The organism is Moraxella sp. Pampa, assembly GCF_035181385.1.
Classification (GTDB): Bacteria; Pseudomonadota; Gammaproteobacteria; order Pseudomonadales; family Moraxellaceae; genus Moraxella.
Map to the genome: position 1 here is coordinate 247990 of NZ_JAXCJK010000001.1, position 24960 is coordinate 272949.

The 24960-nt window shown below is 40.9% G+C and carries 25 protein-coding genes; 17 read left to right on the forward strand and 8 right to left on the reverse strand.

Translation table 11 applies throughout. The annotated features are described in order from the left end of the window. The first annotated feature begins 26 nt into the window (after nt 1-26). A complete protein-coding gene (locus R0123_RS01215; protein ID WP_323842806.1) occupies nt 27-581 on the forward strand; it encodes a MotA/TolQ/ExbB proton channel family protein in 555 nt (184 codons plus the stop codon). Between the two features lie 16 nt (nt 582-597). Beyond that, nucleotides 598-999, forward strand: coding sequence for a biopolymer transporter ExbD (locus R0123_RS01220; protein ID WP_323841446.1), 402 nt, complete (start codon nt 598-600; stop codon nt 997-999). 49 nt (nt 1000-1048) lie between these two features. On the opposite strand, the gene R0123_RS01225 is transcribed toward R0123_RS01220, so the two are convergent. From R0123_RS01225 to dnaQ, 3 genes are read right to left on the reverse strand one after another with little or no spacing between them, the layout of a single operon-like run. Next, nucleotides 1049-1882, reverse strand: a complete 834-nt coding sequence (locus tag R0123_RS01225; protein ID WP_323841447.1) for an RnfABCDGE type electron transport complex subunit B — start codon at nt 1880-1882, stop codon at nt 1049-1051. 49 nt (nt 1883-1931) lie between these two features. Further along, complete coding sequence (nudC, locus tag R0123_RS01230; RefSeq protein ID WP_323841448.1) at nt 1932-2771, reverse strand: NAD(+) diphosphatase; 840 nt, start codon at nt 2769-2771, stop codon at nt 1932-1934. Continuing rightward, the gene (dnaQ, locus tag R0123_RS01235) at nt 2768-4093 is read right to left on the reverse strand and encodes a DNA polymerase III subunit epsilon (protein ID WP_323841449.1); all 1326 of its coding nucleotides are present in this window, start codon (nt 4091-4093) and stop codon (nt 2768-2770) included. The genes nudC and dnaQ overlap by 4 nt, the downstream gene beginning before the upstream one ends. A 211-nt stretch (nt 4094-4304) precedes the next feature. Between dnaQ and R0123_RS01240 the strand changes: the two genes are divergently transcribed. The 7 genes from R0123_RS01240 (at nt 4305) to R0123_RS01270 (ending at nt 10755) form a co-directional block, all read left to right on the forward strand. Beyond that, nucleotides 4305-4988 carry an SAM-dependent methyltransferase gene (locus R0123_RS01240; protein WP_323841450.1) on the forward strand — a complete coding sequence of 228 codons (684 nt, stop codon included), beginning with the start codon at nt 4305-4307 and terminating at the stop codon, nt 4986-4988. Beyond that, a complete protein-coding gene (locus tag R0123_RS01245; RefSeq protein WP_323842807.1) occupies nt 4985-6211 on the forward strand; it encodes a TIGR03862 family flavoprotein in 1227 nt (408 codons plus the stop codon). Before R0123_RS01240 ends, R0123_RS01245 begins: the two co-directional genes overlap by 4 nt. 128 nt (nt 6212-6339) lie before the next feature. Beyond that, nucleotides 6340-7422: a 3-phosphoserine/phosphohydroxythreonine transaminase gene (gene serC, locus R0123_RS01250; RefSeq protein WP_323842808.1), complete on the forward strand. Its 1083-nt coding sequence runs from the start codon at nt 6340-6342 to the stop codon at nt 7420-7422. A 68-nt stretch (nt 7423-7490) separates the two neighbouring features. After that, nucleotides 7491-8267 (forward strand): hydroxyacylglutathione hydrolase, encoded by a 777-nt coding sequence (gene gloB / locus R0123_RS01255; protein ID WP_323842809.1) that lies wholly within the window; start codon nt 7491-7493, stop codon nt 8265-8267. A 49-nt stretch (nt 8268-8316) separates the two neighbouring features. After that, nucleotides 8317-8895 carry a manganese efflux pump MntP family protein gene (locus tag R0123_RS01260; RefSeq protein ID WP_323841454.1) on the forward strand — a complete coding sequence of 193 codons (579 nt, stop codon included), beginning with the start codon at nt 8317-8319 and terminating at the stop codon, nt 8893-8895. A gap of 126 nt (nt 8896-9021) precedes the next feature. Beyond that, entirely contained in the window at nt 9022-9885 is an 864-nt protein-coding gene (gene rsmA / locus R0123_RS01265; RefSeq protein ID WP_323842810.1) for a 16S rRNA (adenine(1518)-N(6)/adenine(1519)-N(6))-dimethyltransferase RsmA, read from the forward strand. 6 nt (nt 9886-9891) lie between these two features. Continuing rightward, on the forward strand, nt 9892-10755 hold the full coding sequence (locus R0123_RS01270; protein WP_323842811.1) for a symmetrical bis(5'-nucleosyl)-tetraphosphatase: 864 nt from the start codon (nt 9892-9894) through the stop codon (nt 10753-10755). An 84-nt stretch (nt 10756-10839) separates the two neighbouring features. Here the strand turns inward: R0123_RS01270 and rpsT are convergent, their stop codons facing one another. Then, nucleotides 10840-11109, reverse strand: coding sequence for a 30S ribosomal protein S20 (rpsT, locus tag R0123_RS01275; protein WP_323841457.1), 270 nt, complete (start codon nt 11107-11109; stop codon nt 10840-10842). Between the two features lie 355 nt (nt 11110-11464). Here rpsT and R0123_RS01280 point away from each other — a divergent pair, with 355 nt between their 5' ends. The 5 genes from R0123_RS01280 (at nt 11465) to R0123_RS01300 (ending at nt 18037) form a co-directional block, all read left to right on the forward strand. After that, nucleotides 11465-12172 carry an NAD(P)H-binding protein gene (locus R0123_RS01280; protein ID WP_323842812.1) on the forward strand — a complete coding sequence of 236 codons (708 nt, stop codon included), beginning with the start codon at nt 11465-11467 and terminating at the stop codon, nt 12170-12172. Nucleotides 12173-12330: 158 nt separating this feature from the next. Next, nucleotides 12331-15036 (forward strand): DNA gyrase subunit A, encoded by a 2706-nt coding sequence (gyrA, locus tag R0123_RS01285; RefSeq protein ID WP_323842813.1) that lies wholly within the window; start codon nt 12331-12333, stop codon nt 15034-15036. A gap of 304 nt (nt 15037-15340) precedes the next feature. Beyond that, nucleotides 15341-16318, forward strand: a complete 978-nt coding sequence (locus R0123_RS01290; RefSeq protein ID WP_323841460.1) for a DUF1852 domain-containing protein — start codon at nt 15341-15343, stop codon at nt 16316-16318. A 93-nt stretch (nt 16319-16411) separates the two neighbouring features. Further along, complete coding sequence (locus R0123_RS01295; protein ID WP_323841462.1) at nt 16412-17443, forward strand: methionine synthase; 1032 nt, start codon at nt 16412-16414, stop codon at nt 17441-17443. Between the two features lie 99 nt (nt 17444-17542). After that, nucleotides 17543-18037, forward strand: a complete 495-nt coding sequence (locus tag R0123_RS01300) for a flavin reductase (RefSeq protein ID WP_323841463.1) — start codon at nt 17543-17545, stop codon at nt 18035-18037. 150 nt (nt 18038-18187) lie between these two features. On the opposite strand, the gene R0123_RS01305 is transcribed toward R0123_RS01300, so the two are convergent. Continuing rightward, a complete protein-coding gene (locus tag R0123_RS01305) occupies nt 18188-20257 on the reverse strand; it encodes a DNA primase (protein ID WP_323842814.1) in 2070 nt (689 codons plus the stop codon). Nucleotides 20258-20420: 163 nt separating this feature from the next. Next, nucleotides 20421-21395, reverse strand: coding sequence for an outer membrane protein assembly factor BamD (locus tag R0123_RS01310; RefSeq protein ID WP_323841465.1), 975 nt, complete (start codon nt 21393-21395; stop codon nt 20421-20423). A 203-nt stretch (nt 21396-21598) separates the two neighbouring features. Here R0123_RS01310 and R0123_RS01315 point away from each other — a divergent pair, with 203 nt between their 5' ends. Beyond that, nucleotides 21599-22663: an RluA family pseudouridine synthase gene (locus R0123_RS01315; RefSeq protein ID WP_323842815.1), complete on the forward strand. Its 1065-nt coding sequence runs from the start codon at nt 21599-21601 to the stop codon at nt 22661-22663. Nucleotides 22664-22681: 18 nt separating this feature from the next. After that, nucleotides 22682-23539: a polyphenol oxidase family protein gene (locus tag R0123_RS01320; RefSeq protein WP_323842816.1), complete on the forward strand. Its 858-nt coding sequence runs from the start codon at nt 22682-22684 to the stop codon at nt 23537-23539. A 91-nt stretch (nt 23540-23630) separates the two neighbouring features. Here R0123_RS01320 and R0123_RS01325 read toward each other — a convergent pair whose 3' ends face one another. Both R0123_RS01325 and R0123_RS01330 read right to left on the reverse strand, forming a co-directional pair. After that, on the reverse strand, nt 23631-23894 hold the full coding sequence (locus R0123_RS01325) for a hypothetical protein (protein ID WP_323841468.1): 264 nt from the start codon (nt 23892-23894) through the stop codon (nt 23631-23633). Nucleotides 23895-23967: 73 nt separating this feature from the next. Continuing rightward, complete coding sequence (locus R0123_RS01330) at nt 23968-24780, reverse strand: hypothetical protein (protein ID WP_323842817.1); 813 nt, start codon at nt 24778-24780, stop codon at nt 23968-23970. Between the two features lie 19 nt (nt 24781-24799). Between R0123_RS01330 and R0123_RS01335 the strand changes: the two genes are divergently transcribed. Next, nucleotides 24800-24928, forward strand: coding sequence for a hypothetical protein (locus R0123_RS01335; protein ID WP_323842818.1), 129 nt, complete (start codon nt 24800-24802; stop codon nt 24926-24928). Nucleotides 24929-24960 lie beyond the last annotated feature (32 nt).

The window sequence follows — 24960 nt, forward strand, 5'->3', positions numbered from 1 at the left end:
GTTTTTATTTTTTGTGAGGAAGTTTTATGGACTTTGCATTTTATTGGAGTCATACTGACGCTGTTAGCAAAACCTTATTCTTTATTTTGTTTGCTTTGTCTGTCGTTTCTTGGGTAGTTGGTATTATTCGTGTGGTGCAGTCGTGCAAATTGGCAGGTGGCATTGGCGATGACCTAAGACAGTCTGTATTGAGTGTATCAACAGAACTTGATGGCTTGGACTTTGGTCAAAAGAAAATGGTTGTAGAGCAAAAATTATTGCAAAATATTGCACGCTATCGCTATGAGATGGAGAAAGGTCTGCCTGTTTTGGGTACGACAGCTTCTATCGCACCTTTTATTGGCTTGTTTGGTACGGTCTGGGGTATTTTTCATGCCTTACATGGCATTGCCAAAAGTGGTCAAGCAGGTCTTGCTCAGGTCGCAGGCCCTGTGGGTGAAGCACTGATCATGACGGGCTTGGGTTTGGCGGTGGCGATTCCTGCGGTGGTGTTTTATAATATCGCAACTCGTACCAATAAGCGTGCAATTCATGTTGCTAATGATACAGCCCACCAAATCCTAGCTGAAACCGCACGATAAATAAGAAGGGGGTATCATGGCTTTTGAATTGGGTAACAATGAAGATGGTGGTATGAATGAGATGAATCTCATTCCGCTTATTGATATCATGTTGGTATTGATGATTATTTTTTTGGTAACGGCAACGGTACTAAACCCAACGGTGCCACTTGATTTGCCAAAAACTACCGCAAGCATCAACGAGCAGCCACCAGAAGTACTGCAAATTAGTATCGATGACAAAGGTGATGTCTATTGGGACAGCGAAAAAATTGATTTGATGGAATTGGAAAAACGCTTTGCTGATGAAGTTGCCAAAGGTGCTGATCCACAAGTGCATTTGCGTGCTGACCGTGAAAGTAAATATGACATGGTTGCACAAGTGCTTGCCGTCGCCAGCACCACAGGGTTGTCAAAGATTGCTTTTGTGAATGAATGATTTTTGCATCGGCTTTAGTGAAAAAACCTTACAAATTGTAAGGTTTTTTTTATGAGTCTGATTCTAAAATTTGCAACTTTTGGGTCAATTGTGCTAATTGTTTGCGTAAATCATCATTATCACGAATGGATAATTGTTTGTTGAGTTTTTTGATTTGTGTGCGAAGTTTGGCATTGGCGATGGTGTTTTTGGCGGTGTTTTTATCAATGCTCATCACAGTGGTCTCGTTGGTAGTAATGACATTTGCCATGGCAGATTCTACTGTGCTTACAACAGGTTTGGTGCCATGTTTGATGTTTGTTTCAACACGATTTAGGTGATGATGGTAGCGTTTTCTTAGGTGGTTTTGCTCATCGGTTCTTTCCTCATCACTTAAAATTCTTGGGTATTCTACCAAATCAATGCAGTCCACAGGGCAGGGGGTTAGACACAGTTCGCAACCTGTACATAGTTCGGTGATGATGCTGTGCATGTGTTTGGCAGTACCAATAATAGCATCAACAGGGCAGGCAGGAATGCATTTGGTGCAACCAATACAATCACTTTCGTTGATGACCGCTCGGACTTCAATAGGGCGTGAGGTGATATCATTGGTATGCCATTTGCTAGGCGTGGCAGTCATTGGGGTGGCATTTAAAATACTTGTGATTTGATCGGTAACAGCCTGACCACCTGGTACACACAAATTCGGTGCTTCGTCATTAATGACAACGCCATACGCATAGGGCAGGCAACCATCATGATGACCGCACAATCCGCACTGAGTTTGTGGTAGGATTTTATCAATTTTGGCGATGGCAATGCGTTTATTCTCTGGCAGAGCATCTATCTTTAAAGGGCTGAATAAAACAGGCAGGTTTTCTAATCGGATGGTGATGGTCATGGCTGGTAAATGTTAGCGGTTATTATTGTTATATTAAATGTAAGCAATATTATGCAAGTTGGACGACTTTTTGAATGAGTGCGTGAGCAATGGTGCCAACTTTTGGTATGATTGGCAGTTTGTCTGTGTCAAAAAACCGTGCCTCTGCCAATTCACTTTCTTGCAAAACCACATCGCCGCTTTGATAATCAGCAATAAAGCCAATCATAAGATTACTTGGGTAAGGCCAAGGTTGAGAGCTTATGTAGCGTATATTGTCTATTTTTAAACCGACTTCCTCTGCAACTTCACGATGCACGCATTGTTCTAAGGATTCGCCCGCTTCAACAAAGCCAGCTATCAAGCCATACATGCCGATGTCTTTATGGCGTTGGTGTAAGGCGAGTAGGATTTGGCGTTTTTGATTGTCAGGGTTGATGCGTGTGATGGCAGTGATCACGCAGGGCTGTATTCGTGGGTAGGCACGATGATGGCAACGACCACACATCATGGCGTGTTCAGAATAATGTGATTTGGTGGGAGAGCCACAACGAGAACAAAACTGATGGTCAGCTTGCCAAAGTATGAGTAAAATGGCACGACTGATGGCATGAGCTGTGTCTATGTCTAAATAATTGACCACATGACGATATGCTAAAAATGACAAAGATGTAAATTGTGTGCTGTCAAATTTATCGCCATAGCAGTGGATAAGCCCCATGCTAATGGCATAATCTTTATGAATGGCAAAAATTGGCCTAAAGGCAGATGTTGCCAAAATACCATCATGAATTTCACTAAATTCAAGAGATATGCCATGCTCGTTTAATTCGCCCGTTAAGACAGCAGGGGTGCCATGTTCATCGCACAGTACGCCATCTTTATCAATCACATAATATGACACGCTCATGATAGCACCTGTGTACGCCAAGCATGATCTGCATCTGCATCGCTTGCTGATGCTTTGAGTAGATTTGCCAAATCTGAAAGATTGCCAAAGCTGGCTTCGCTGGCTGTATCACCAGTCTGGTCATCAGAATATTCCATGTGCATGGCGATTTGACCACCTGTCATGGCCAAATATACTTCAGCCAAAATCTCAGAGTCAAGCAAGGCTCCGTGGAATGTACGATCTTGTTTGCCAACATTAAGACGGCGAACTAATGCGTCCAAAGAGTTTTTTTGACCTGGGTAGAGTTCTTTGGCAATAGCAAGTGAGTCAGTCACCTGCACCTTTTCGGTAAAATCACCCAGACCTACCTTGCTAAATTCCATATTCAAAAAACGCATATCAAATGACGCATTATGAGCGATAATTTCACTACCAATCATAAAATCATAGATTGCTTGTGCAACATCAGCAAATTTTGGCTTATCAGTCAAAAACTCATTTGAAATGCCATGCACTCGGATAACTTCATCATCCATGATTTTATCAGGATTGATATATACATGTAATTTATTGCCTGTAAAGCGTCGCCCCACCATCTCAATGATACCCACCTCTACGATGCGGTCGCCACCTTGGTCATCAAAACCTGTAGTTTCTGTATCCATGATGAGTTGGCGGTTTTTTGTGCCACGATTAACAGGCTCTGGTAATATCGCCCAAAAATCAGGATTGGCACGACGAGTGTTGCCATCGTAGTTTGGATTTTGGTTGTTGTCAGGGCTGATGGTAAAATTTGTTGTCATAGATGCTGCCAAAGCTGATTTGGGTGCATCATCATTGTCATCTGCACGACTGTCTGGGCTGTTATTTTCGTTTTTAATCAATTCCTCACCAAAGCCTAATACGCCTTGATTGGCAAGGTTATCCGCCATTTCGTTGCCTGCGTGTCCTGCGTGTCCTTTAACCCATTGCCAATCAATCGATCGGTTTTGTGTGAGTGTATCTAGCTGTTGCCACAATTCAACATTTAAGACAGCTTTTTTATCCGCTTTACGCCAACCGTTTTTTTTCCAGCTGTGTATCCATTTGGTGATGCCGTCTTTGACATAGCCTGAGTCTGTCCAAATTTGGATTGGCATATTGGTGGGGGTGCGTTTTAGGGCGGTGATTGCCCCCATCAGCTCCATGCGATTGTTGGTGGTATCAGGCTCTCCGCCCCAAATGTTTAAAATATCGCCATTGGGGTAGGTGATGTGTGTGCCAAATCCGCCAGCACAAGCACCTTCTTTGCCATTGCCTTTGCAGGCGCCATCGGTGTAAGCGATGATAAAGTCAGTCATGATTGTTGGTCTTTTAGTGATTGTTGTATGATTGCTAAATATTAACTAAATATTAACTAAATATTAAAATGGATAAAGTATTATAAATCATCATGCGGTTTTTGTCATTTTTAAGAAAGCAAATGTTGTGATTTTACTAAAAAATTTTGTCAAGAATTTGTTATAATGGCATCTATCATTCGCTAAATGTCATTCACCAAAAAGAGCCGTCATGACCGATTTATCCCAAGTTCATTTACAAGCACAAGAGAATTTGCCATCGCAGGAGTTGTCGCATTATTTTGGGCGTAAGTTTCGTAAAGAAGCGGTATTTGCCCCAAAAAATGTACCAACTGTTAGTACCAACCTTCCATTATTTTTGGAGATTGGTGCAGGCAAAGGCAAGCACGCCGTATTGTTTGCCAAGGCAAATGCTGATAAGCATTTGATTGCCATTGAACGCACAAGTGAAAAATTTGAAGCTTTTCATAAACTTGCCACCAGCGAAAACTTGACCAACCTAACCGCCATTCATGCTGATGCAATTGCCTACACCGCTCATCACATTGCCCCAAATTCACTTGATGGTGTTTTTATTCTTTATCCAAATCCAGAGCCTGCCAACAAAAATCAGCGTTGGCTAAATATGCCTTTTTTTGAATTTCTCATTTCTCGCATGAAAGCGGGAGCGACCATTACAATTGCTAGTAATATTGGTGAGTATATTGATGAAGTAAAACAGCTGCTTGATCAAGTATGGTTGTTGCCTTATGAGTGTTTTGAGATTGATAAGGCATCGGCTCGCACGCATTTTGAAATCAAGTATTTGACTCGTGGCGAGCTTTGTCAAGAGTTGGTTATTTTAAAACCAAATTATTACCAAACTCGTTTTGACGCATCAAGTATTGACCAATGAAAACTCACCAAAAAAGTGTTGCCATCATTGGGGCTGGTGCCTCAGGATTGATGGCGGCAGAGACTTTATCTACGCAGGGTGTGTCCGTCTATGTTTATGAGCAAATGCCTACCGCAGGGCGAAAAATTCTCATGGCTGGAAAAACTGGTCTTAATATCTCTCATAGCGAACCATTGGACTTATTCATCACTCGCTATCAACCCCATGCCATAGGTGATTTTGTTCGCACTTTCAATGCTAAGGACATTCGTGCGTGGCTGTCTTGTCTTGGTATTGACAGTTATGTTGGTTCTAGTGGCCGAATTTTTCCTGTAGAGATGAAAGCCTCTAAATTTTTAAGAGCGTGGCTAAGTCGTTTGACCAAGCAGGGTGTGAGCTTTTATTATCGTCATCGCTGTGTGGGCGTGGCCGATGATGTGGTGAGTTTTGAGCGATTGGATAAGTATGGCAAAGTGATTGATGAATTTTCCCAAAAGTTTGATGCCGTCATCTTGGCGTGTGGTGGTGGTTCGTATGCTCGTTTGGGTTCAGATGGATTGTGGCAAAATTGGTTTTGTGCCGAAGCATTGACCCCGCTTTATGCCAGCAATGTTGGTATCATTCGCACTTGGTCGCCTTTCATACAGCACATCTTTGGACAGCCATTAAAAAGAGTAAAAGCGAGCGTGGGTGGTGAGTCTGTATATGGCGATATTATCATCAGTCATTATGGCATGGAAAGCGGAGTGATTTATCAGCTTAATCGTGCGATGCAAGATCAAATTATACGGTGCGGTAAAATCAGCCTGACGCTGGACTTGTTGCCTCATAAATCATTTAATGAGATTGCTAGGGTTGGTCATCGCACCAAAAAGCAGTCTTTAAATAACGCTCTTAGAAAAGCAGGGCTGGACCCTGTAAAAATTGCTTTAATGAGAGAATGTACACAAAAATCCGACTGGTCGGATTTAAATAAAATGCTGAGCTTTATTAAAAGATTGCCCATTAAATTTGATGGTTTTCGACCAATAGATGAAGCGATTAGCACAGGTGGTGGGATCAAGCTATCTGCTTTGAGTGATGGTTTGCAATTTAAGAACAATCCCCATGTTTTTGTTGCAGGCGAGATGCTTGATTGGGAAGCACCGACTGGCGGTTATCTTTTGACAGCGTGTCTTGCAATGGGGCATGTTGTGGGCAATGGCGTGATGAATTTTTTAAATGACATGACCAAAACAGTCTAAAAATATCATGAGTACAAATTGTAAATTTGTGATAATTTTGTCAGATTTTCCGCCATTTTATTAAAAATCTGCTACAATGACACCGCCTTTTTATTTTGATGACTCATAACTATTAACTGGAAGTAATCATGAATCGTTTAGCCAATTTTTGTGCAGGTCCTGCATCTATGCCGACTGCTGTTTTACAAAAAGCACAAGATGAAATATTAAACTGGCGTGGTACTGGTGCATCTGTGATGGAAATCAGCCATCGTAGTGCTGATTATACTGAACTTGCCACCAAAGCCGAGCGGGACTTACGCAAGCTGATGAATATCAGTGATGATTATGCGGTTTTATTTTTGCAAGGTGGGGCGGCATTGCAATTTTCTGCCATTCCTTTAAACTTACTAAACGGCGGTGTGGCAGACTACCTAATCACAGGTACATGGTCGCAAAAAGCCTACAAAGAGGCTAAGCGATATGAAACATTGGGCTTGGGTAAAATTAACTTAGTCGCCCAAGGTGATGGTACCGATGTGCCAAATGTTGATACTTGGCAGTTGTCAGGTAAAGCGTCTTATTTTCATTATTGTCCAAACGAAACCATTCATGGCGTACAAATTTTTGACACACCAAAGGTGGATTCTGCGATTGTGGCAGATTTGTCATCATGTATTTTATCTGAGCCAATTAATGTTGATGATTTTGCTTTGATTTATGCAGGTGCTCAAAAAAATATCGGACCTGCTGGTCTGACTTTGGTTATCGTGCGTAAAGACTTACTAGAACAAGCATCTGCTTGGTGTCCAAGTATCATGAACTATAAAAGTCAGTTTGAAAATGACAGTATGCTAAACACGCCCTCAACTTATGCGTGGTATCTGTCTGGTCTTGTGTTTGAGTGGCTACTTGAAAATGGTGGTGTAGAAGCCATTGCTAAGCTGAATCATGCCAAGGCGGATATGCTATACCGTGCGATTGATGAAAGTGATTTTTATAGCAATAAAGTGAATCCAAAGCACCGCTCCATCATGAATGTGCCATTTCAACTTGCTGATACAAATCTTGACAAGCTTTTCTTAGAAGAAAGCAAAAAAGCAGGCCTGCTTAATCTTAAAGGCCATCGTGTAGTAGGCGGTATGCGTGCCAGTATCTATAATGCCGTAACACTTGAACAGGTGCAATCACTTGTTGTCTTTATGAAAGAATTCGAGCAAAGATACGGCTAATTTTGACTGAGATTGGATACATCATTAATGAACAGTCCACCATGATAAAGATACCAAAGGGACAAACCATGCCAACCATCTGTGCGATTAAAGTTTTTAAGGATAACTATATTTGGATTATCAGCCAAGATGGTCAAGCCATCATTGTTGATGCAGGCGATGACAGGCCTGTGCTAGATTATCTACAAACCAATCAATTAACGCCCATTGCTATGCTCATCACGCACCATCACAATGACCATGTGGGCGGTGTGGCGGCTGTAAAATCTGCTTATCCTAGTATGCAAATTTTTGCTCACCATGAGCATGGAGTGGATACTAGCTTTTTTGTCAAAGAAGGTGATGAGTTTACTTTGCTTGGGCTTGATTTTAAGGTGTGGCACACGCCAGGGCATACCGACACGCATTTGTCTTATTTGTGCGATATCGGCGGGGTTTGTCATGTATTTTGTGGTGATACGCTGTTTAGTGGCGGTTGCGGTCGTGTGTTCACAGGAACAATTGCTGAGCTGTTTGAGAGTATATCAAGATTTAGTCAGTTGCCAAGCGATACGCTGTTTTATCCTGCACACGAATACACACTGAATAATCTAAAATTTGGTTTATCCATCTGTGCTGATGCGGTTAAAGATGGCATACAGCTTGCCATTAAGCAAACTCAAAAAAAACTGGACATGGGGCAGATTTCCTTACCAACTACGCTTGATAAGGAACGAAATATCAATGTTTTTTTGCAGGTTGACCATCAAGGTATGATTGACAACATTCAAAAACAATGTACCATCAAAGACAGCTCGCCATTATCGGTATTTGCTACTTTGCGTCAGCTTAAAGATAATTTTTAATATCAATCTGTTTTTAATCGCCACCAAAAAATGTTCAATTGATGACATTATGACTATATTTTCTTTACTTGCCTTATCTTTTGGTATGTCCATGGACGCCTTTGCCAGTGCCATTGCCAAAGGGGCGACACAAAGACAGACAAGTTTTTTTCAGGCTTTTAGGGCAGGCATTGTCTTTGGGGTTATTGAAGGTATTGCACCAATCATTGGTTGGTTTTTTGGTGGGGTAGCTCGAGGCTGGTTATCGCAGATTGACCACTGGATTGCATTTGTATTGTTGTTATTTTTGGCAATTCGCTTTATTCGTGAGGCGATGGTTAATCAAGACAGTCAAAATGATGAGGTTGGGCATCAGACGAATCCAAAAGATAATTTTGCTTTAATGATACTCACCGCTGTTGCCACAAGTATTGATTCTTTGGTGGTGGGTGTATCTCTTGCATTTTTGGCAGTTAATATTTATATGGCATCGCTATTAATTGGCGTTGCTACAACCATCATGGCAACTTTGGGGCTATATTTGGGCAATCGTTTGGGTCTTAGATTTGGCAAAATTGCCATGTTTATCGGTGGTCTGGTGCTATTTGTGATTGGTGCAAGTATTTTATATAGCCATCTAACCCATTGATTAACCAATCTTACTTATGAATGATTTTGCTGATTATCCTAAGCGTCAAACACATGGAAAAATCATCAAAATCATGCTATGATTAGCGATTTTTCTTAAAATCATTTTACTAAAATTTAAAATCTAATGCGACATATTCCAAAAACTCCCCAAGAAGTCCGTCATACGCCCAAAAAACGCTTTGGTCAAAATTTTTTGCACGACACGAGTGTGATTCGGCAGATTGTTGATTCTATTCGTTTATCCCGTACGGATAATTTACTAGAAATTGGTCCAGGGCTTGGTGCATTGACCGAGCCACTTTTGGCAGAAGTAGACGGCATGACCGTGATTGAGCTTGACCGTGATCTGGCAAGTCAATTAAAAATCAATATTGGTGTCAATAGCCATCTTGATTTTACCATCATTAATGATAATGCCATGCATATTGATTATCGCAAGCTTGCTGAAACAGTGGGTAAGGGTGCATTTCGTGTGGTGGGCAATTTGCCTTATAATATTTCTACGCCCATTTTGTTTCGTTTGCTTGAATTTGGTGATGTCATTACCGATATGCACTTCATGCTACAAAAAGAAGTGGTTGATAGAATTACTGCCGAGCCAAACAGCAAGGAATATGGTCGCTTGTCTGTCATTATGCAATATTATTGTATGGCGGAGTATCTTTTGACTGTGCCAAAAGGTGCGTTCAACCCACCACCAAAAGTAACCTCGGCGGTATTTCGTCTGATGCCTTATCAGCATAAGCCAATCACTGCTCAAAATGAGGCATTGTTTGCCACCATCGTGCGTGAGACTTTCAATCATAGACGCAAAACTTTGCGAGCAATTTTTAAAATGGTGAACTTGCTACCCACTTTAAATGAGAGTGATTTTGACAGCATTGGCATTGCTTCACAAGCTCGCCCAGAGTCGTTATTGGTGGCAGATTTTGTGCGTTTATCAGATCTGGTAAATCAAAAACAGCAAGCAAACCATTTAAATGATTAAGTAAATATGACTCACAATACAAAAAAAGTCCATCGTCATGAATATGTGATCGGTGATTTGCAAGGTTGTTTTGGGGCGTTTGAACGCCTGCTTGATGTACTTGATTTTGATGAGCATCAGGATAAAATTTGGCTTGCTGGTGATATTGTGGCAAGGGGTGAGAACTCTTTGCAGACTCTAAGGACGGTTAAGCGATTGTCTGACAAGGGAGCATTGACCACCGTACTTGGCAATCATGACATTACATTGATTGCTGTGTGGCGTGGTGTCATGCCACCCAAACCCAAGGATAAAACTTTACCAATTTTTAGTGCGTCTGACTGCGATGAGTTACTTAATTGGTTGCGTACTCAGCCGTTACTTGTTTTTCCTGATGATAAGACGGTGCTGACTCATGCTGGCATTCCACCAAATTGGTCAATTGATGAAGCAAATAGATATGCCAAAGAGTTGCAAGCTGCTTTGAGTGCAGATTTGACCAGTCTTGATAGGTTGTTGCCAAAATTGTACGCTAAAAAAACAAACATATGGCATGATGACATTGGTGGTGCCAAACGCTTGCGTTTGATTGCTAATTATTTGACTCGTATGCGTCTTTGTGATAAAGAAGGTCGGCTGGAGTTTAGTTTTAAAGAGGGTCTATTGGATAAAATGCCGATAGGCTTTCGCCCTTGGTTTTTGTGGGATACCCCAAGGGAGCGCCGAATTTTATTTGGACATTGGGCAGCTCTGCAAGCCAAAGTTGCCAGCCCTGATGTACGCTCGCTAGATGGTGGTTGTGTATGGGGTGGTCGTTTGGTGGCGTATAGATTAAGTGATGAGCGGATTTTTACGGTAGAGGGTCGTATTTCTGTTGATGAGCTTTTATGACTCTTTTTATTATGAAAGAATAAAAAAAAGACCTTAAAATAAGGTCTTTTTTTTATCTATGTTGTAGATATCATCAACGATAGATTAAGCGTCTTTAAGTGCTTTGATTGAGGCGTTCAAACGGCTCTTATGGCGAGCAGCTTTATTTTTATGAATCACACCTTTGTCAGCCATACGGTCAATGACTGGTACGGCTTTATTGTAAGCTTCAGTAGCTAATTCATATGCTTTTGCTTCGATGGCTGCGTTGACACGCTTGATGAAAGTACGCACCATTGAGCGTTGTGATGCTAGATGTTGGCGACGCTTAGTATTTTGACGAGCGCGTTTACGAGCTTGTGCTGAGTTTGCCATGGTTTATCCTTGGATAAAAGTTGTTAATGTTAAAGTTAAAATGTTAAGCTTGATGATTTGGGCAGCCACCAGATCATCATTTTTTTTAAGAAATGGCTGTAATGATTAAAAAATTTACCAAAATTTCTAAACTAAGGCCATGCTTAAAAATAGACACGATGCCTAACATTATAAAATAAAACGCCATTTTATCAAAAAATTTTAAAATTTTCAATAAAAATCGGCACTTATCTAGGGGCTGACATATTCTACGGTATTTTTGGGTGCTTTGGCAAGGTTTTGGCTGTGATTAATATCAATTTTTGCCACTTTTATGTTAAAATGGGGTATTTTATAGTTGTTACTTATTTTATTTATGAAAAGAAAGGCTGTCTTGATTGGTGCGTCTGGGCGAGTGGGCAAGGCACTTACCCAAGAGCTTGCTGCACTTTATGATACGCTTATCATCATCACACGCACACAGCCAAATACCATCAGCGAAAATACACACATCTATCATGTGCAAAATTTTGATGTGCTATCTGATACGATTGCCAGTATGCCAATTGGTTTGGATACAGATGTATTTAGCTGTTTAAGTATTGCCAAAAAGGACGCTACCAGCAGTGATGAATTTCATCAAGTTAATGTGTCGTTTAACTTAGCCTTTGCAAAAGCGTGCCATGATAAAGGTGTCAAGCGATTTTTTTATTTATCAAAAATGGGTGCGGATAAAGCCAAAGGAGATGTTGAGCTGGTTGCCAAATCTGATGTTGAGCGTTATTTGAGTTCGCTAAATTTTGGTGATGTGGTGTTTTTTCGCTTGCATAAACTGACACCTGCCAAAGAAAAGCTTTCTATCAAATCGCTGTCAAGATTTGGGGTGTATTTTGCCAAAACAACCCTAAACACAATGATTTCTTTTGATAAAAAAGAACGACTGACACCAAAACGAGTTGCTGCTGCCATGGCACTGACTGCCTATCAGTTAAATCTGCGTAATAAATATCAAACGCATGGGAAAAACTGCCTTGTCATCAGTCATGATGAAATGTGTGCCATGACTGCAGTAGATGGGCATTGATGATACTTAATTTATTCCATGGACTATTTCTTATTTTATGTCGTTGGTATTCATGGGTGAAGGTGATTGTCGCTGTTCATGGGCGATTGTTTTTGTGTAATTTTTTTTGCGTTTATGCTATAATAGACGCTTGATTTTAAAATAAAAAAGGTTGGTTTATGACCGATAGCGTAACTCCTGTTGGGATTGTTGATGAGTTGAAGCAGTCGTATCTTGACTATGCGATGAGTGTGATCGTCTCTCGTGCTTTGCCTGATGTCAGAGATGGGTTAAAACCCGTTCATCGTCGTGTGATGTATGCCATGCATGAGCTGTCTAATGACTACAATAAGGCTTATAAAAAGTCTGCTCGTGTTGTAGGAGATGTTATCGGTAAATACCATCCGCATGGTGATACTGCTGTTTATGACGCCATCGTTCGTCTTGCTCAGCCGTTTTCTATGCGATACATGATGATTGATGGTCAAGGAAACTTTGGCTCAGTTGATGGCGACCCACCTGCCGCCATGCGTTATACCGAAGTGCGTATGCAAAAACTGACTCATCAGATGCTTGGAGACCTCGATAAAGACACGGTAGATTGGGAGGATAATTACGATGGTTCAGAAAAAATGCCGTCCGTGCTACCTGCCCGTGTGCCAAATCTTTTAATTAATGGGGCGACAGGAATTGCGGTGGGCATGGCCACTAATATGGCACCCCATAATCTGGTTGAAGTGGTGAATGCTTGTCTTGCCTATGCCAATAACCCACAGATTACCGCTGATGAGCTTGCTGATTATATCAGCGGTCCTGATTTTCCGACAGGGGGTATTATCCATGGTCGTAGTGGTATTCGTGATGCTTATATGACAGGCAAAGGGCGTTTACATATTCGTGGTCGCTACACCATTGAAAATATGGAAGGGGTGAATCGTGAGCGTGAGCGTATTATTTTTACTGAGATTCCCTACCAAGTTAATAAAGCCAAGCTCATTGAGCAAATTGCCCAACTTGTTAATGACAAAAAAATTGATGGTATCTCTGCCATTCGTGATGAGTCGGACAAGGAAGGAATGCGAATCGCTATTGATTTGAAACGAGGCGAAAATAGCGAGGTGGTGGTCAATAATTTATTTTTACAAACACCTTTGGAATCTAGTTTTAGCATTAATATGGTTGCCCTTGATAATGGCCAGCCAAAATTAATGACCTTACATGGTTTGATTTCAGCGTTTATCCGCCACCGTCAAGAAGTGGTTACACGCCGTACTATTTTTGAATTAAACAAAGCTAAGGCTCGTGGGCATTTACTTGAAGGCTTAACCATTGCTCTTGCTAATATTGATGAGGTTATCGAGACCATCAAGCGATCTGCCAACCGTGCACAGGCTCGTGAAAACTTAGCATCTCGTATTTGGCAATCTGGTGATGTGGTTGCCATGCTCAAAAATGCAGGAGCCAGTTCTGTGCGTCCTGAAATTATTGAGGGTGAGGATTTAAACGCCCCATTTGGCTTGATTAATGATGATAAAGAGTACCGTTTATCACCTGACCAAATCAATGCTATTTTAGATATGCAACTCCATCGTTTGACAGGGTTGGAGCAAGATAAGCTATCGGCGGAGTATCGAGAAATTTTGGGTGAGATTGCCAGATTGCAGCTTATTTTGGCAGATTTTGACATTTTGATGAATTTAATTAAGACTGAATTGGTGCAAATCCGTGATGATTTTGGCGATGAGCGTAAGACGGACATTGTTGATTCACGCGCTGATTTTAGTCGTGAAGATTTGATCCCTGAGCAAACAGTGGTCATGACTGTATCACGCACAGGCTATGCCAAGACACAGCCAATTGGTGATTATCAGGCTCAAAAACGAGGTGGCAGAGGCAAATCAGCCACTACTATGAAAGAAGATGATGTGATAGAACACTTGCTTGTTACCAGTACGCATGCTCATATTTTATGCTTTACCAATACAGGAAAAGTTTTTGGTCTGCGTGGTTTTGAGGTGCCAATTGCCTCTCGTGGCTCAAAAGGAAGACCACTTGTCAATCTGATCAATATGGAGGCAGATGAAAGTGTAACCGCCATTTTGCCTGTCGATGATTTAAAAGCAGATGATAAATTTGTATTTTTTGCCACTGCGAGCGGGACGGTAAAACGAGTGGCTTTATCACAGTTTGCCAATCTGCGAGCCAATGGATTAAGAGCCATTGATCTGGTAGATGGCGACAGCCTTGTCGGTGTGGCAATAACAGACGGCGAACAAGAAATTATGCTGTTTTCAAGCGAGGGTAAGGCAATTCGATTTAAAGAATCTGCCATTCGTGTGATGGGTCGTACCGCCAAAGGTGTGCGAGGCATTCGTGTGAATCTGCTGGCAAATCTTGGCTTGGACGATGATGAACCTGCTGATGACGATTCAGATGATGCCGATAATGTTGTCTCAGACGATGGCATGGCATTGCTTAGCCGTGTGGTATCGCTTGTTGTTGTACCAAACGAAGGTGAGATACTGTGTGCCTGCGAGCAGGGCTATGGTAAGCGTACACCAATCGCCGAATATCCGACTAAGGGGCGTGGCGGTCAAGGTGTGATTGCAATTAAGACAAGTGAGCGTAATGGCCAGCTTGTTAAGGCGGTGGCGGTAACAGACGATGAAGATGTGATTCTTATTTCAGATAAGGGCACGCTTGTGCGTACACCCGTTGCCCAAATCGCTACCGCAGGACGAAATGCACAGGGCGTTCGCTTAATCCGCATCGGTGAGGGTGAAACATTGGTTGGTGTGGCATGTGTAGAACATGAGGAGGTTGAGGAAATAGAAGTTTTTGACGCCAAAAATTTGACAAACCCACCTGATGAAAGCGAAATATAGAAGTATAAAAAAAGTATGAAATAGGGGTATCTACCCCTATTTTTTTGACAAAATTTTGTAAACAAGTGCTCTATTGTTCATCATTGTGATGTTTTTACCTCAAAAATCATCAAAACTGTTCGCTATATTGTCATCAAATGGTAATTTTTGTTGTATCAACTAAGCTTAAATGACTTAAAATTAAATTTCATCAACCAAATAACTTGAAAAATTTTCAATATTTTTTAAAAATATATCACTTTTTTTCATCAAGAAAATATGGTTTAATACACACATTCCATAAGCAACCCAAAAAGGTGTTAAAATGACCACACAATTTCAATGCAAGGTACATACCCAGCGATTTGATGAAAACTATGAGCCAGCGAGTAGTACTCGTTTGACAACTAACTTTGCTAACTTGGCTCGTGGCGAAAACCGCAAGCAAAATTTACAAAATGCCATTGCGATGATTGATAACCGCTTTAATGATTTGGCAAATTGGGACAACCCTACCAATGACCGTTATTCGGTTAAATTGGATATTGTTTCAATTGACATTGATGTGGTGGGCAAGGGTGAGTTTTTTTCAGGGCTTGAATGGCTAAAAACTTCGGTGATTGATCATCAAACAGGCAAAACCATTGATGGTATTGTTGGCAATAGTTTTTCATCTTTTGTTCGTGATTATGATTTTAGCGTATTGTTGCGTGATTATAATCAAGATAAACCAGAATTTAGTGTACCAGAAGGTTATGGCGACTTGCACGGAAAGCTGTTCAAGTTCATGCTGAATTCACCAGAATATAAAGCTCAATTCAAAAAACCTCCCGTACTGTGCTTGAGTGTTGCAACAACAAGAACTTACCACAGAACAACAAATATTCACCCAATTTTGGGCGTAGAGTATGTGCAAAATGAGTATTCTTTGACTGATGAATATTTTGCCAAAATGGGCTTAAAAGTTCGTTATTTTATGCCACCAAAATCGGTTGCACCGTATGCGTTTTATTTTGATGAAAATGCAGACTTGCTTAATGATTATACGAATTTAGAGTTGATCAGCACGATTGCGACCATGGAAGCATTTCAAAGAATTTATCGTCCAGAGATTTATAGTGCCAATTCTGTTGCAGGGCAGGTATATAAAGGTAGCTTAACTTATCAAGATTATTCAGTGCCAAAAGTAGATTATGACCGTGTAGAGCGTACTGATCTGGCAATTAGGCAGGGTAAACTTGCAGAAGAGCAGTTCATCAAGCCTTATAAAGAAATTTTAGATGCTTGGCTAAAAGAGTCATAATTGAGTTTAATTTAAATCAGTCGATGCAATTTTAGTCGACTGATTTAATTTTTTTGATATAATTGCACGGTTCAACCATTTTAGGAAAAAATAATGAGTAATATTCTTCTTCCCACCTCTACCGCTGGCAGTTTGCCAAAACCGTCTTGGCTTGCTGAGCCTGAAAAACTTTGGTCGCCTTGGAAATTTGAAGGTGAAGAGTTATTGCAGGCCAAAAAAGATGCTCTGCTTGTATCGCTTGCTGAGCAAACAGCAGCAGGCATTGATATTGTTAGTGATGGCGAGCAGACTCGTCAGCATTTTGTAACGACTTTTATTGAGCATTTAGATGGTGTGGATTTTAATAAGCGAGAAACCGTCAGAATTCGCAATCGTTATGATGCCAGTGTGCCAAGTGTGGTTGGGGCAGTCTCTCGCCCAAAATCGGTATTTGTAGATGATGCCAAATTTTTACGCCAACACACCGATAAATTGATTAAATGGGCATTGCCTGGTCCGATGACAATGATTGATACGCTGTATGACGGCCACTATAAAAGTCGTGAGAAATTGGCTTGGGAGTTTGCTAAAATCTTGAATGAAGAAGCCAAAGAGTTGGAAGCGGCGGGTGTGGATATCATTCAGTTTGATGAGCCTGCCTTTAATGTATTTTTTGATGAGCTTAATGACTGGGGCGTGGCGGCATTAGAAAGAGCGGTTGAAGGTTTAAAATGTCAAACGGCTGTGCATATCTGTTATGGCTATGGCATTAAGGCCAATACAGATTGGAAGCAAACGCTTGGGGGTGAATGGCGACAATACGAAGAAAGTTTTCCAAAACTACAACAGTCTAAGATTGATATCATTTCTCTTGAATGCCAAAATTCTCGTGTGCCAATGGATTTGATTGAACTGATTCGTGGTAAAACGGTGATGGTTGGTGCGATTGATGTGGCAAGCAATACTGTTGAAACTCCAGAGCAGGTGGCAGATACTTTGCGTAAAGCATTGCAATTTGTTGATGCTGATAAGCTATTTCCAAGTACCAACTGCGGCATGGCACCTTTGTCTCGTACTATTGCCCGTGGTAAACTTAACGCTTTGAGTGAAGGTGCGAAAATCATTCGTGCTGAATTGGCAGGTTGATTTGATAGGTTGATTAAGAAAGACAAAATGGGGCATGACTTGTGTTCCATTTTGACTTTTTGCTTGATATTTAATGATAAGAAGAATTAAGAAATTAAAATGGTAGATGTAGCAGATTTTAAAGACGCAATGGCAAAACTAACCACAGCTGTGCATGTGGTAACAACAGACGGTACAGCAGGTAGGCATGGCTTTACTGCATCAGCGGTATGCAGTGTTACTGACTCGCCCCCAACTTTGCTTGTATGTATGAATGGCAATGCGCGCTCCTATGAGTATTTTGTTGAAAATCGTGTACTGATGGTCAATACTCTGACAGCCAAGCAATCGCATTTGTCTAATATTTTTGCATCTCCGTTAAGCTCTGAAGACCGTTTTGCTAGTGCTGAATGGGAGCTGCTATTAACAGGTTCGCCCATGCTTAATGAGGCCTTAATTAGCTTTGATTGTAAGATTAGTGAGATAAAGCAGGTTGGTACGCATGGCATTTTGATTTGTGAGATTGTAGCAATCAAGCAGGGCGATGGCGATGAGGCCTTAACTTATTTTAATCGCAATTATCACAAGACTGATGCACAGACAGCTTTGTTCTAAATCTTTGTTTGCTCGTCATTGGTTGTCTTGCTCATAAAATAATTGGTCGTCAAAAGTTTGTTGTCAAGCAAAGGCACTATGGCAAACTGTGTATGGCTTTAAGTTTTAAAAAATCAATCAAATATTAAGTGTTTGATTGATTTTTTTGGATTAAGATTCGGTGTCAAGGGTTGTTGCTAGCTTATTTTTTTGTGTTTTATCCCATTGTTGTAAGGCAAGCAAGCGTCGCTTGTGTATTTCAGACAAAATGATGTTCTTGCTTTGCTCGTGTTGTTTTTTGAAAGTTTCAGCCAGGACTTGACTTAACAACTCATTAAAAAACAAACCAATATTCTCAAATTTTTGCCCAACCATTTGCCCAAAAAATTCACGCCAAGATTCTGCCAGTACATCTTTTAGTGCTTCATTGGGTAAATTTGCCATGATAAAATGTGCCTGCTCATCGATGGTCTGTAAATCATTGGTTGGTAAAAATGAATCAATCAGACCTTGTTTGGCAAGTTCGTTTAATTGCATGATGGTACAAGTCAGCTCCATTAATGCGTCATCACCAATGCTTCGCCAAGTGGGTAATTCTGGTAAGCGTAATTCATGCTTTTCAAGGCGGTCAATAAAATCAACATGAACATCAATCACACCAGATTGGGTTAAGATGTTGCTAAGCGGATCACAGGCCAAAATGTGGGGGGCGTATAGCAAACAAAGATAAAGTAAAATATTGCGATTGATGCTTGCTTCATAATTGGCTTTGTCAATATGATAGCGTTCTTTGCGTGTATCTTTTGTACTTAATTTTTGATAAATATCGTTATTGAGCCAATATTTAAAACTAGAACCTTTGGGGAACTTGGCGGTCAGCTCTTTAAGCCTTGCCATTGCAGTTGCTTTATTCTCTGGAAGGCTAATATCATAACGACTGCTTAGTACTTCAAAAATATAATCTGATGTACTGACAGCAGACTCAATTTGTCTTTGCATTGAATCTACACCATACATCTTGATGTAGGTGTCTGGATCGTGGCTGTCTGGTAAGGTAAGAAATTTTAGCTGTTTGCCATCTGATAATATAGGTGCAGCAATCTCTAGGGTACGCCAAGCTGCACGCTGTCCTGCCTCATCACCATCAAAACACAGGGTTAGACTGTCATTGTATTTTAATAAATTGGCGATTTGTCCTTCATTTGCTGCTGTTCCCATCGGTGCGACCGCCCCATAAATCCCAGCTTGATGAAGGGCTATGACATCCATGTAGCCCTCAACCATCATGTAATTATTCGCCTTGGCTTGGCGTGCCTCGTACAGCCCATATAAAATGAACTGTTTTTGAAAGACGGGGGATTCTGATGAGTTGATATATTTTGGCATTTCATCACCCAATGACCGACCCGCAAAACCAACCACACGACCTTGTCGGTCTTTGATGGGAAATATGACACGGTCTCGCAATAGATCAAAATCTCGACCCTTTTGAGAGGTGCGTACCAAGCCCAATAGTTTTAAGCCTTCAATGTCTTGAGGAAAGGCCTCCTCTAAATGTTGCCAACCAGATGGTGCATATCCTAGATTAAAAGTATCTATTGTCTGTTTGGTCAGGCCGCGAGAGGCAAAATATGCCATCGCTGCTTGATTATTGTGCAACTGATATTGATAATACTGGCAAATATTGCTGAGTAAACTGTATAAATCACCTTGCTCATCATGTTGGATTGCATCAGCAATATTGCCATTATAATCAAAGCTTGTGTGTTGATGGTTGTTATGATAAATATTAAACTCATCAGGTTGATGGTGGGTGCCATCTAAGTCTAAATGCTGATGAGCTGGGCCATCTTGCGTGAGATGGTTCTGAATTGGTGTGTTTGTCTGATTTGGTGGAACTTGTGATTTGCTACTTTTTTTGTATTTAATGGATTTGTCAAAGGCATCATCTTTGGGTAAATCAATGCCTGTTTGTTCAGATAAAGCGTTGAGTGCCTCCATAAAGCTCATGCGCTCAAATTCTTTTAAGAAAGTAACAGGATTGCCTTTTGCACCGCAGCCAAAGCAATAGTATAGATTGGTCTCTGGATTGACATAAAATGATGGTGTTTTTTCACCATGAAAAGGACAGCACCCCTTAAACTCTCGTCCAGCGGGTTTTAGTACGGTGTGGCGGCGAATCATGCCCACAAGGTCGGCTTGACTGTTGAGCTGTTCAATGACAGATTCAGAAACTCGCATACCTTACCTAAAATGATTTTTATAAAGCTTAAAAGACAACCAATCCCATAAAGCTATTTTAAGGGATTGTGATGTCAAAGATAAAAAATGTAGCAAAAACAAATGAAAAGAGAAGCTTTATTGTATGCCCTGTTGTGGTTTTTTGGGCAAATAAACCAAACTCTTATCGGTTGCCATTATTATTTGATAGGGTTAAATTCATCGCCTGATGAATCACCTGTGTATTTGTTGCTCCTTCATAAGAGTCGGCGGTGGGTTCAAAATTATCTTTGCTACGACCCAATTTACCAAAACTAATCATAGACAGTGTACGCTTGGTCCATGATGAAGCACCTTGATTTGGCAGGCGAACCTCGCCATCATTGGTTAAATATTGAGGATAGTTGATTTGTAATAAAGTTTTGTATTGTTTGGCGGTGTCGGTCATGCCCAGTTTGTCATAGCTGTATGCCAAAATGGCGATTGACTCAGGTATGGCTTCAGATTGCGGATAGTATTGAAATACCCATTTGGCACGATTGGCGGCGGCAAGATAGGCATCTCGCTTAAGATACCAACGAGCAGCAACCAATTCGTGTTCAGCAAAGTCATTATAAATCGCAATCATTCGCTGGGCAGCGTCAGGTGCGTATTGACTATTTGGAAAATTATTTACCAAGACTTGAAAAGTATTGAATGCCAATTGTAACCAAGAAATATCACGTTGGGATTGATCCATTTTAAATAGGCGTGAAGCCTTTGGCGAACCGCCCATATTGGTTATGCCTTGCACATAAATGACATAGTCAATGTAGCGACTGCTTGGGTATGATTGTATGAATTCGGCAGTGCTTTGAATGACTGCTTCAAAATTTTTTGCTTGATATTGTGCATAAATCAAATCAAGCAAAGCTTGTTCGGCGTATTGACCTGTTGGGTAAAAAGTGCGGATGTTTGTTAAGGCAGTAATCGCCTCATGATTTCGACCCTTTTCAAGGGCGTTTTGTGCATCTTGATAGTAGTTGGCATCGGATTTTTCAGCGGTGGCAACAACTTCGCTTTTTTTGCCAAATGCACCTTTTAAAGTGGTGCAACCTGTTAAAGCCATGCTGCTTACGATGAATGCTGTGATGAGTTTTAATTGTAGTGATGACTTCATGAGGTCTCCGTGAATGCAAATTTGTTTTAAATCAATTTTAATGCTGATTAGTTTAACATAAATTTGGCAAAAAATATCAACAAATATGTGTTTTTATATGATTTTCTTGTGAGATTTCTTGCATTTTTTATTAGAAATTTATAAGAAAAAAAAGCACAAATGTGTTAAAGTGTTCAGTTATTTTTATATGATTTTTAAGAAAAATGAGAACTGATAACATTGATATTTTAGCAAATTTAACGCCTGAAATTTTGCCAAGCGATGCCAATAACGATACTAATAATGTTGATGGCGAATTTGATTTTGAAGAAAATCACGCCCCAAACAGTGTATCTTTGAGCCATGTTGTTGGCCATGATCATGAGGGCGTGCGTCTAGATAAGCTGTCGGCGATGGTTTTTGGTGATTTTTCTCGTGTGCAGTTGCAAGGATTTATTGATGATGGCAAATTGCTTGTCAATCACACCAGCCAAAAACCAAAATATCGGGTTAGATTGGGCGATATTTTATCCCTAGAAGTCATATTAGAGAGTCATTCAGAGGATTTGCCACAAAATATTGCTCTTGATGTTATTTATGAAGATGATGAGGTGATTGTGATCAATAAGGCCGCTGGCATGGTAGTGCACCCAGGGGCAGGTAATCGCACAGGGACACTTGTTAATGCACTGCTTTATCATTATCCAGATAATGCCCACCTGCCAAGAGCAGGGCTTGTGCATCGCATTGACAAGGATACAACTGGGTTGCTGGTGGTGGCACGCACCAAATCAGCCCAGATGAATTTGATTGAGCAATTAAAAGACAAGAGCGTCTATCGCCATTATCAATGTATTTGTCAGGGTACGCCAAGTGATATTTTACGCCATGCTAGGATTGATATGCCAATCGCACGCCACCCTACACAACGCACCAAGATGGCGGTGCGAGACGGTGGGCGTGTGGCAATCACGCATATTTTAAAAGCGACAAGCGTGCATGAGCGATATAGTCTGCTTGATGTGCGTTTGGAAACAGGGCGAACTCATCAAATTCGTGTGCATTTATCACATTTGGGTTTTTCGCTTGTGGGCGACCCTGTATATGGTAGGCCTATCAAATCTGGACTGTCTGCTGAGTGCCATCAAGCTGTACAGAATTTTTTGCGTCAGGCTTTACACGCCCATCAACTGGGATTTATTCACCCAAAAACGGGTGAATCCAAACGATTTCTTGTGCCGTTGCCTAATGATATGTCATATTTAATTAACGTATTACAAGAAGGCTAGAAAACATTAGGAAGTATGATGAGTAATTTGATGGGCGTGTCGGGCGATTTAACAAAAAACTGGGCGAATTCTCTGATCGTTTTGCACCGTACACCAACCATTTTGGTGGTGCAAACAACCGCAGGTATGTTTGATAAATTTGGCAGCAATGATGTCTATGGGCAGTTTAACCTAGGGCTTCATGTTGATGACATACCAAGTGATGTGCTGGTTCATCGAGCAGAACTGCTTGATGAGCTCAATCAACAATATCGGGTTGATTGCCTACATTGGCTTAATCAAATTCATAGTGATATTGTGGTCAATATCGATGAAAGTGTTGGCATTAAAGCATTAACGGCTGACGCACTGATGACGCACAAGGCTGGGCATGGGCTTGCCATCATGACGGCAGATTGTGTGCCTGTGGCTGTTTTTGCTGATGATGACGATCAAGATGCACCAATCGCTTGTATTCATGCAGGCTGGCAGGGCCTAAGCAATGGTGTTATTGCCAAAACCATTGCAACCATACGCCAAACTCACCCAAAAACCAAACTTCATGCCATCATTGGTGCTTGTATCAGCCAAAACTCTTATGAAATCACACGCAAGTTGGCTGATGATATTGTAGGGCAAGTCTGTGTAAAACAATTGACCCATTTTGATGAGCTGGATTTATATCATGCCATCATTAAAGATGGTAAGTCTTGCGATAAGTGTTTGATTGATTTGGATAAATTGGCCAGGTTTGAGCTTGAAAAATTGGGGGTGAGTGTGCTTAATGATGATACTCCTTGTACCTATAATGACACGCGTTTTTACTCTTATCGTGCACAAACTCATGCAAAAAAACCTGCCACAGGACGCATGGCGTTGGTTGTCGTGAGATTGTGATTGTGATGAGATGATTGGTTGGACTACCAGTTTTGTATTACTTTATATTTCATATCTCTTGGTGTTTGTGTTTAGTGGTGAGCTAAAGCGATTAAAACCAGCTTTCTAACAAATAAAATTCTGTCCTGCTCAACGCTTTTTTGGCATCAGACTTATTTTTGGTGGGTAGGTTGGTTGGTGTTAAGATGATTGGGTGGTGAATATGAGTATTTTGCGTGTTACTGATTGCCAACTTTTGGTGATTGCTCGGGGTGAGTGTTATGGGCATGGGATTTCTTGCTGTTTGAATGTGCTGACAACCCACTAAACTCAAAGCGACCAGTAATGCCAGTGCTATATTTGTTGTTTTTTCCATCTTTTTCATGCCAATATGATGCCTTTACTGTCTTTTGTGGTGCTTATGGAGTTTTAACTTGTTGTTTTAAAAATCATTTTGGTGCGCTGTTAAATTCAATGGTGAGTTTGCTGGCCATGCCTGCCACTTCGCCAAAAGGAGCACTGTCATTAATGGCGGCTTTTATATCATCAGCAAGTTCTTGATTGCCCTTGCCAATGTCTATGCCCATCACGCCACCTGTGTCATCAAGCTGTATGGTTACCATCAGTTTTTTGCCAGAGCCAGAGCCAGAGCCAGAGCCAGAGATAGTATCATAATTTTGATAGGGATTGCCATCATTTTCCTGTATCTTATTTTCCCATGCTTCGATGATGCGAATGGTGGCAATTTGAGCGGCCTTTTTTAGTGCAATGCTGGGGGCGGGTCTATGTACTGGTATGATGTCTGGCTTGTCTGTTGGTGCAAGTGGCTTGTCTGAGTGTGTCTGACTGATAAAATCTGATGTTTTATGTTCTTTTTGGCCGAGCGTTTGATTGGTTGTGTGTTGAAAATCTGCCATCTCTTCTTCATTTTCATTTTTAATCATGATGGGTGCGGTTTGCTTTGATTGCGTGGTTTTAAAATGATGATTGCTGTCTTTGTGGTGGGTACGAACATGATGCTGAGTGTGGCGTATTGTCTTTTTATGTGTTGTTGTGCTTACAGGGCTTTGTGTCTGCTGTGTGGCGTTGATCAAGGTGATTTGTATTGGCAAGGTGTTGGCGACAGATTGACCTTGGGCTTTTGCTGATACGGCAAGATAGATGACAAAAGCATGAGCTAAAATCACCATAAAAATAATAAATACCACCACTGGACTGGGCTTGATGTCAGTAACAATCTGCTGTATTGTGGCTTGCTTCATGAGGTGTGTTAGGATTTTAATGATGATATTTTGGTTGTTATGCTATTTTAGCACGGATTTGGCATGGATTGCACACCTTGCCAAAGTGCATTACAATACGCATCAATCTAAGCGTATCAATCTAAGTATGATAAAATTTACCAAATGATGCCCAAAAAAGTATATTAAGACTTTTAAATA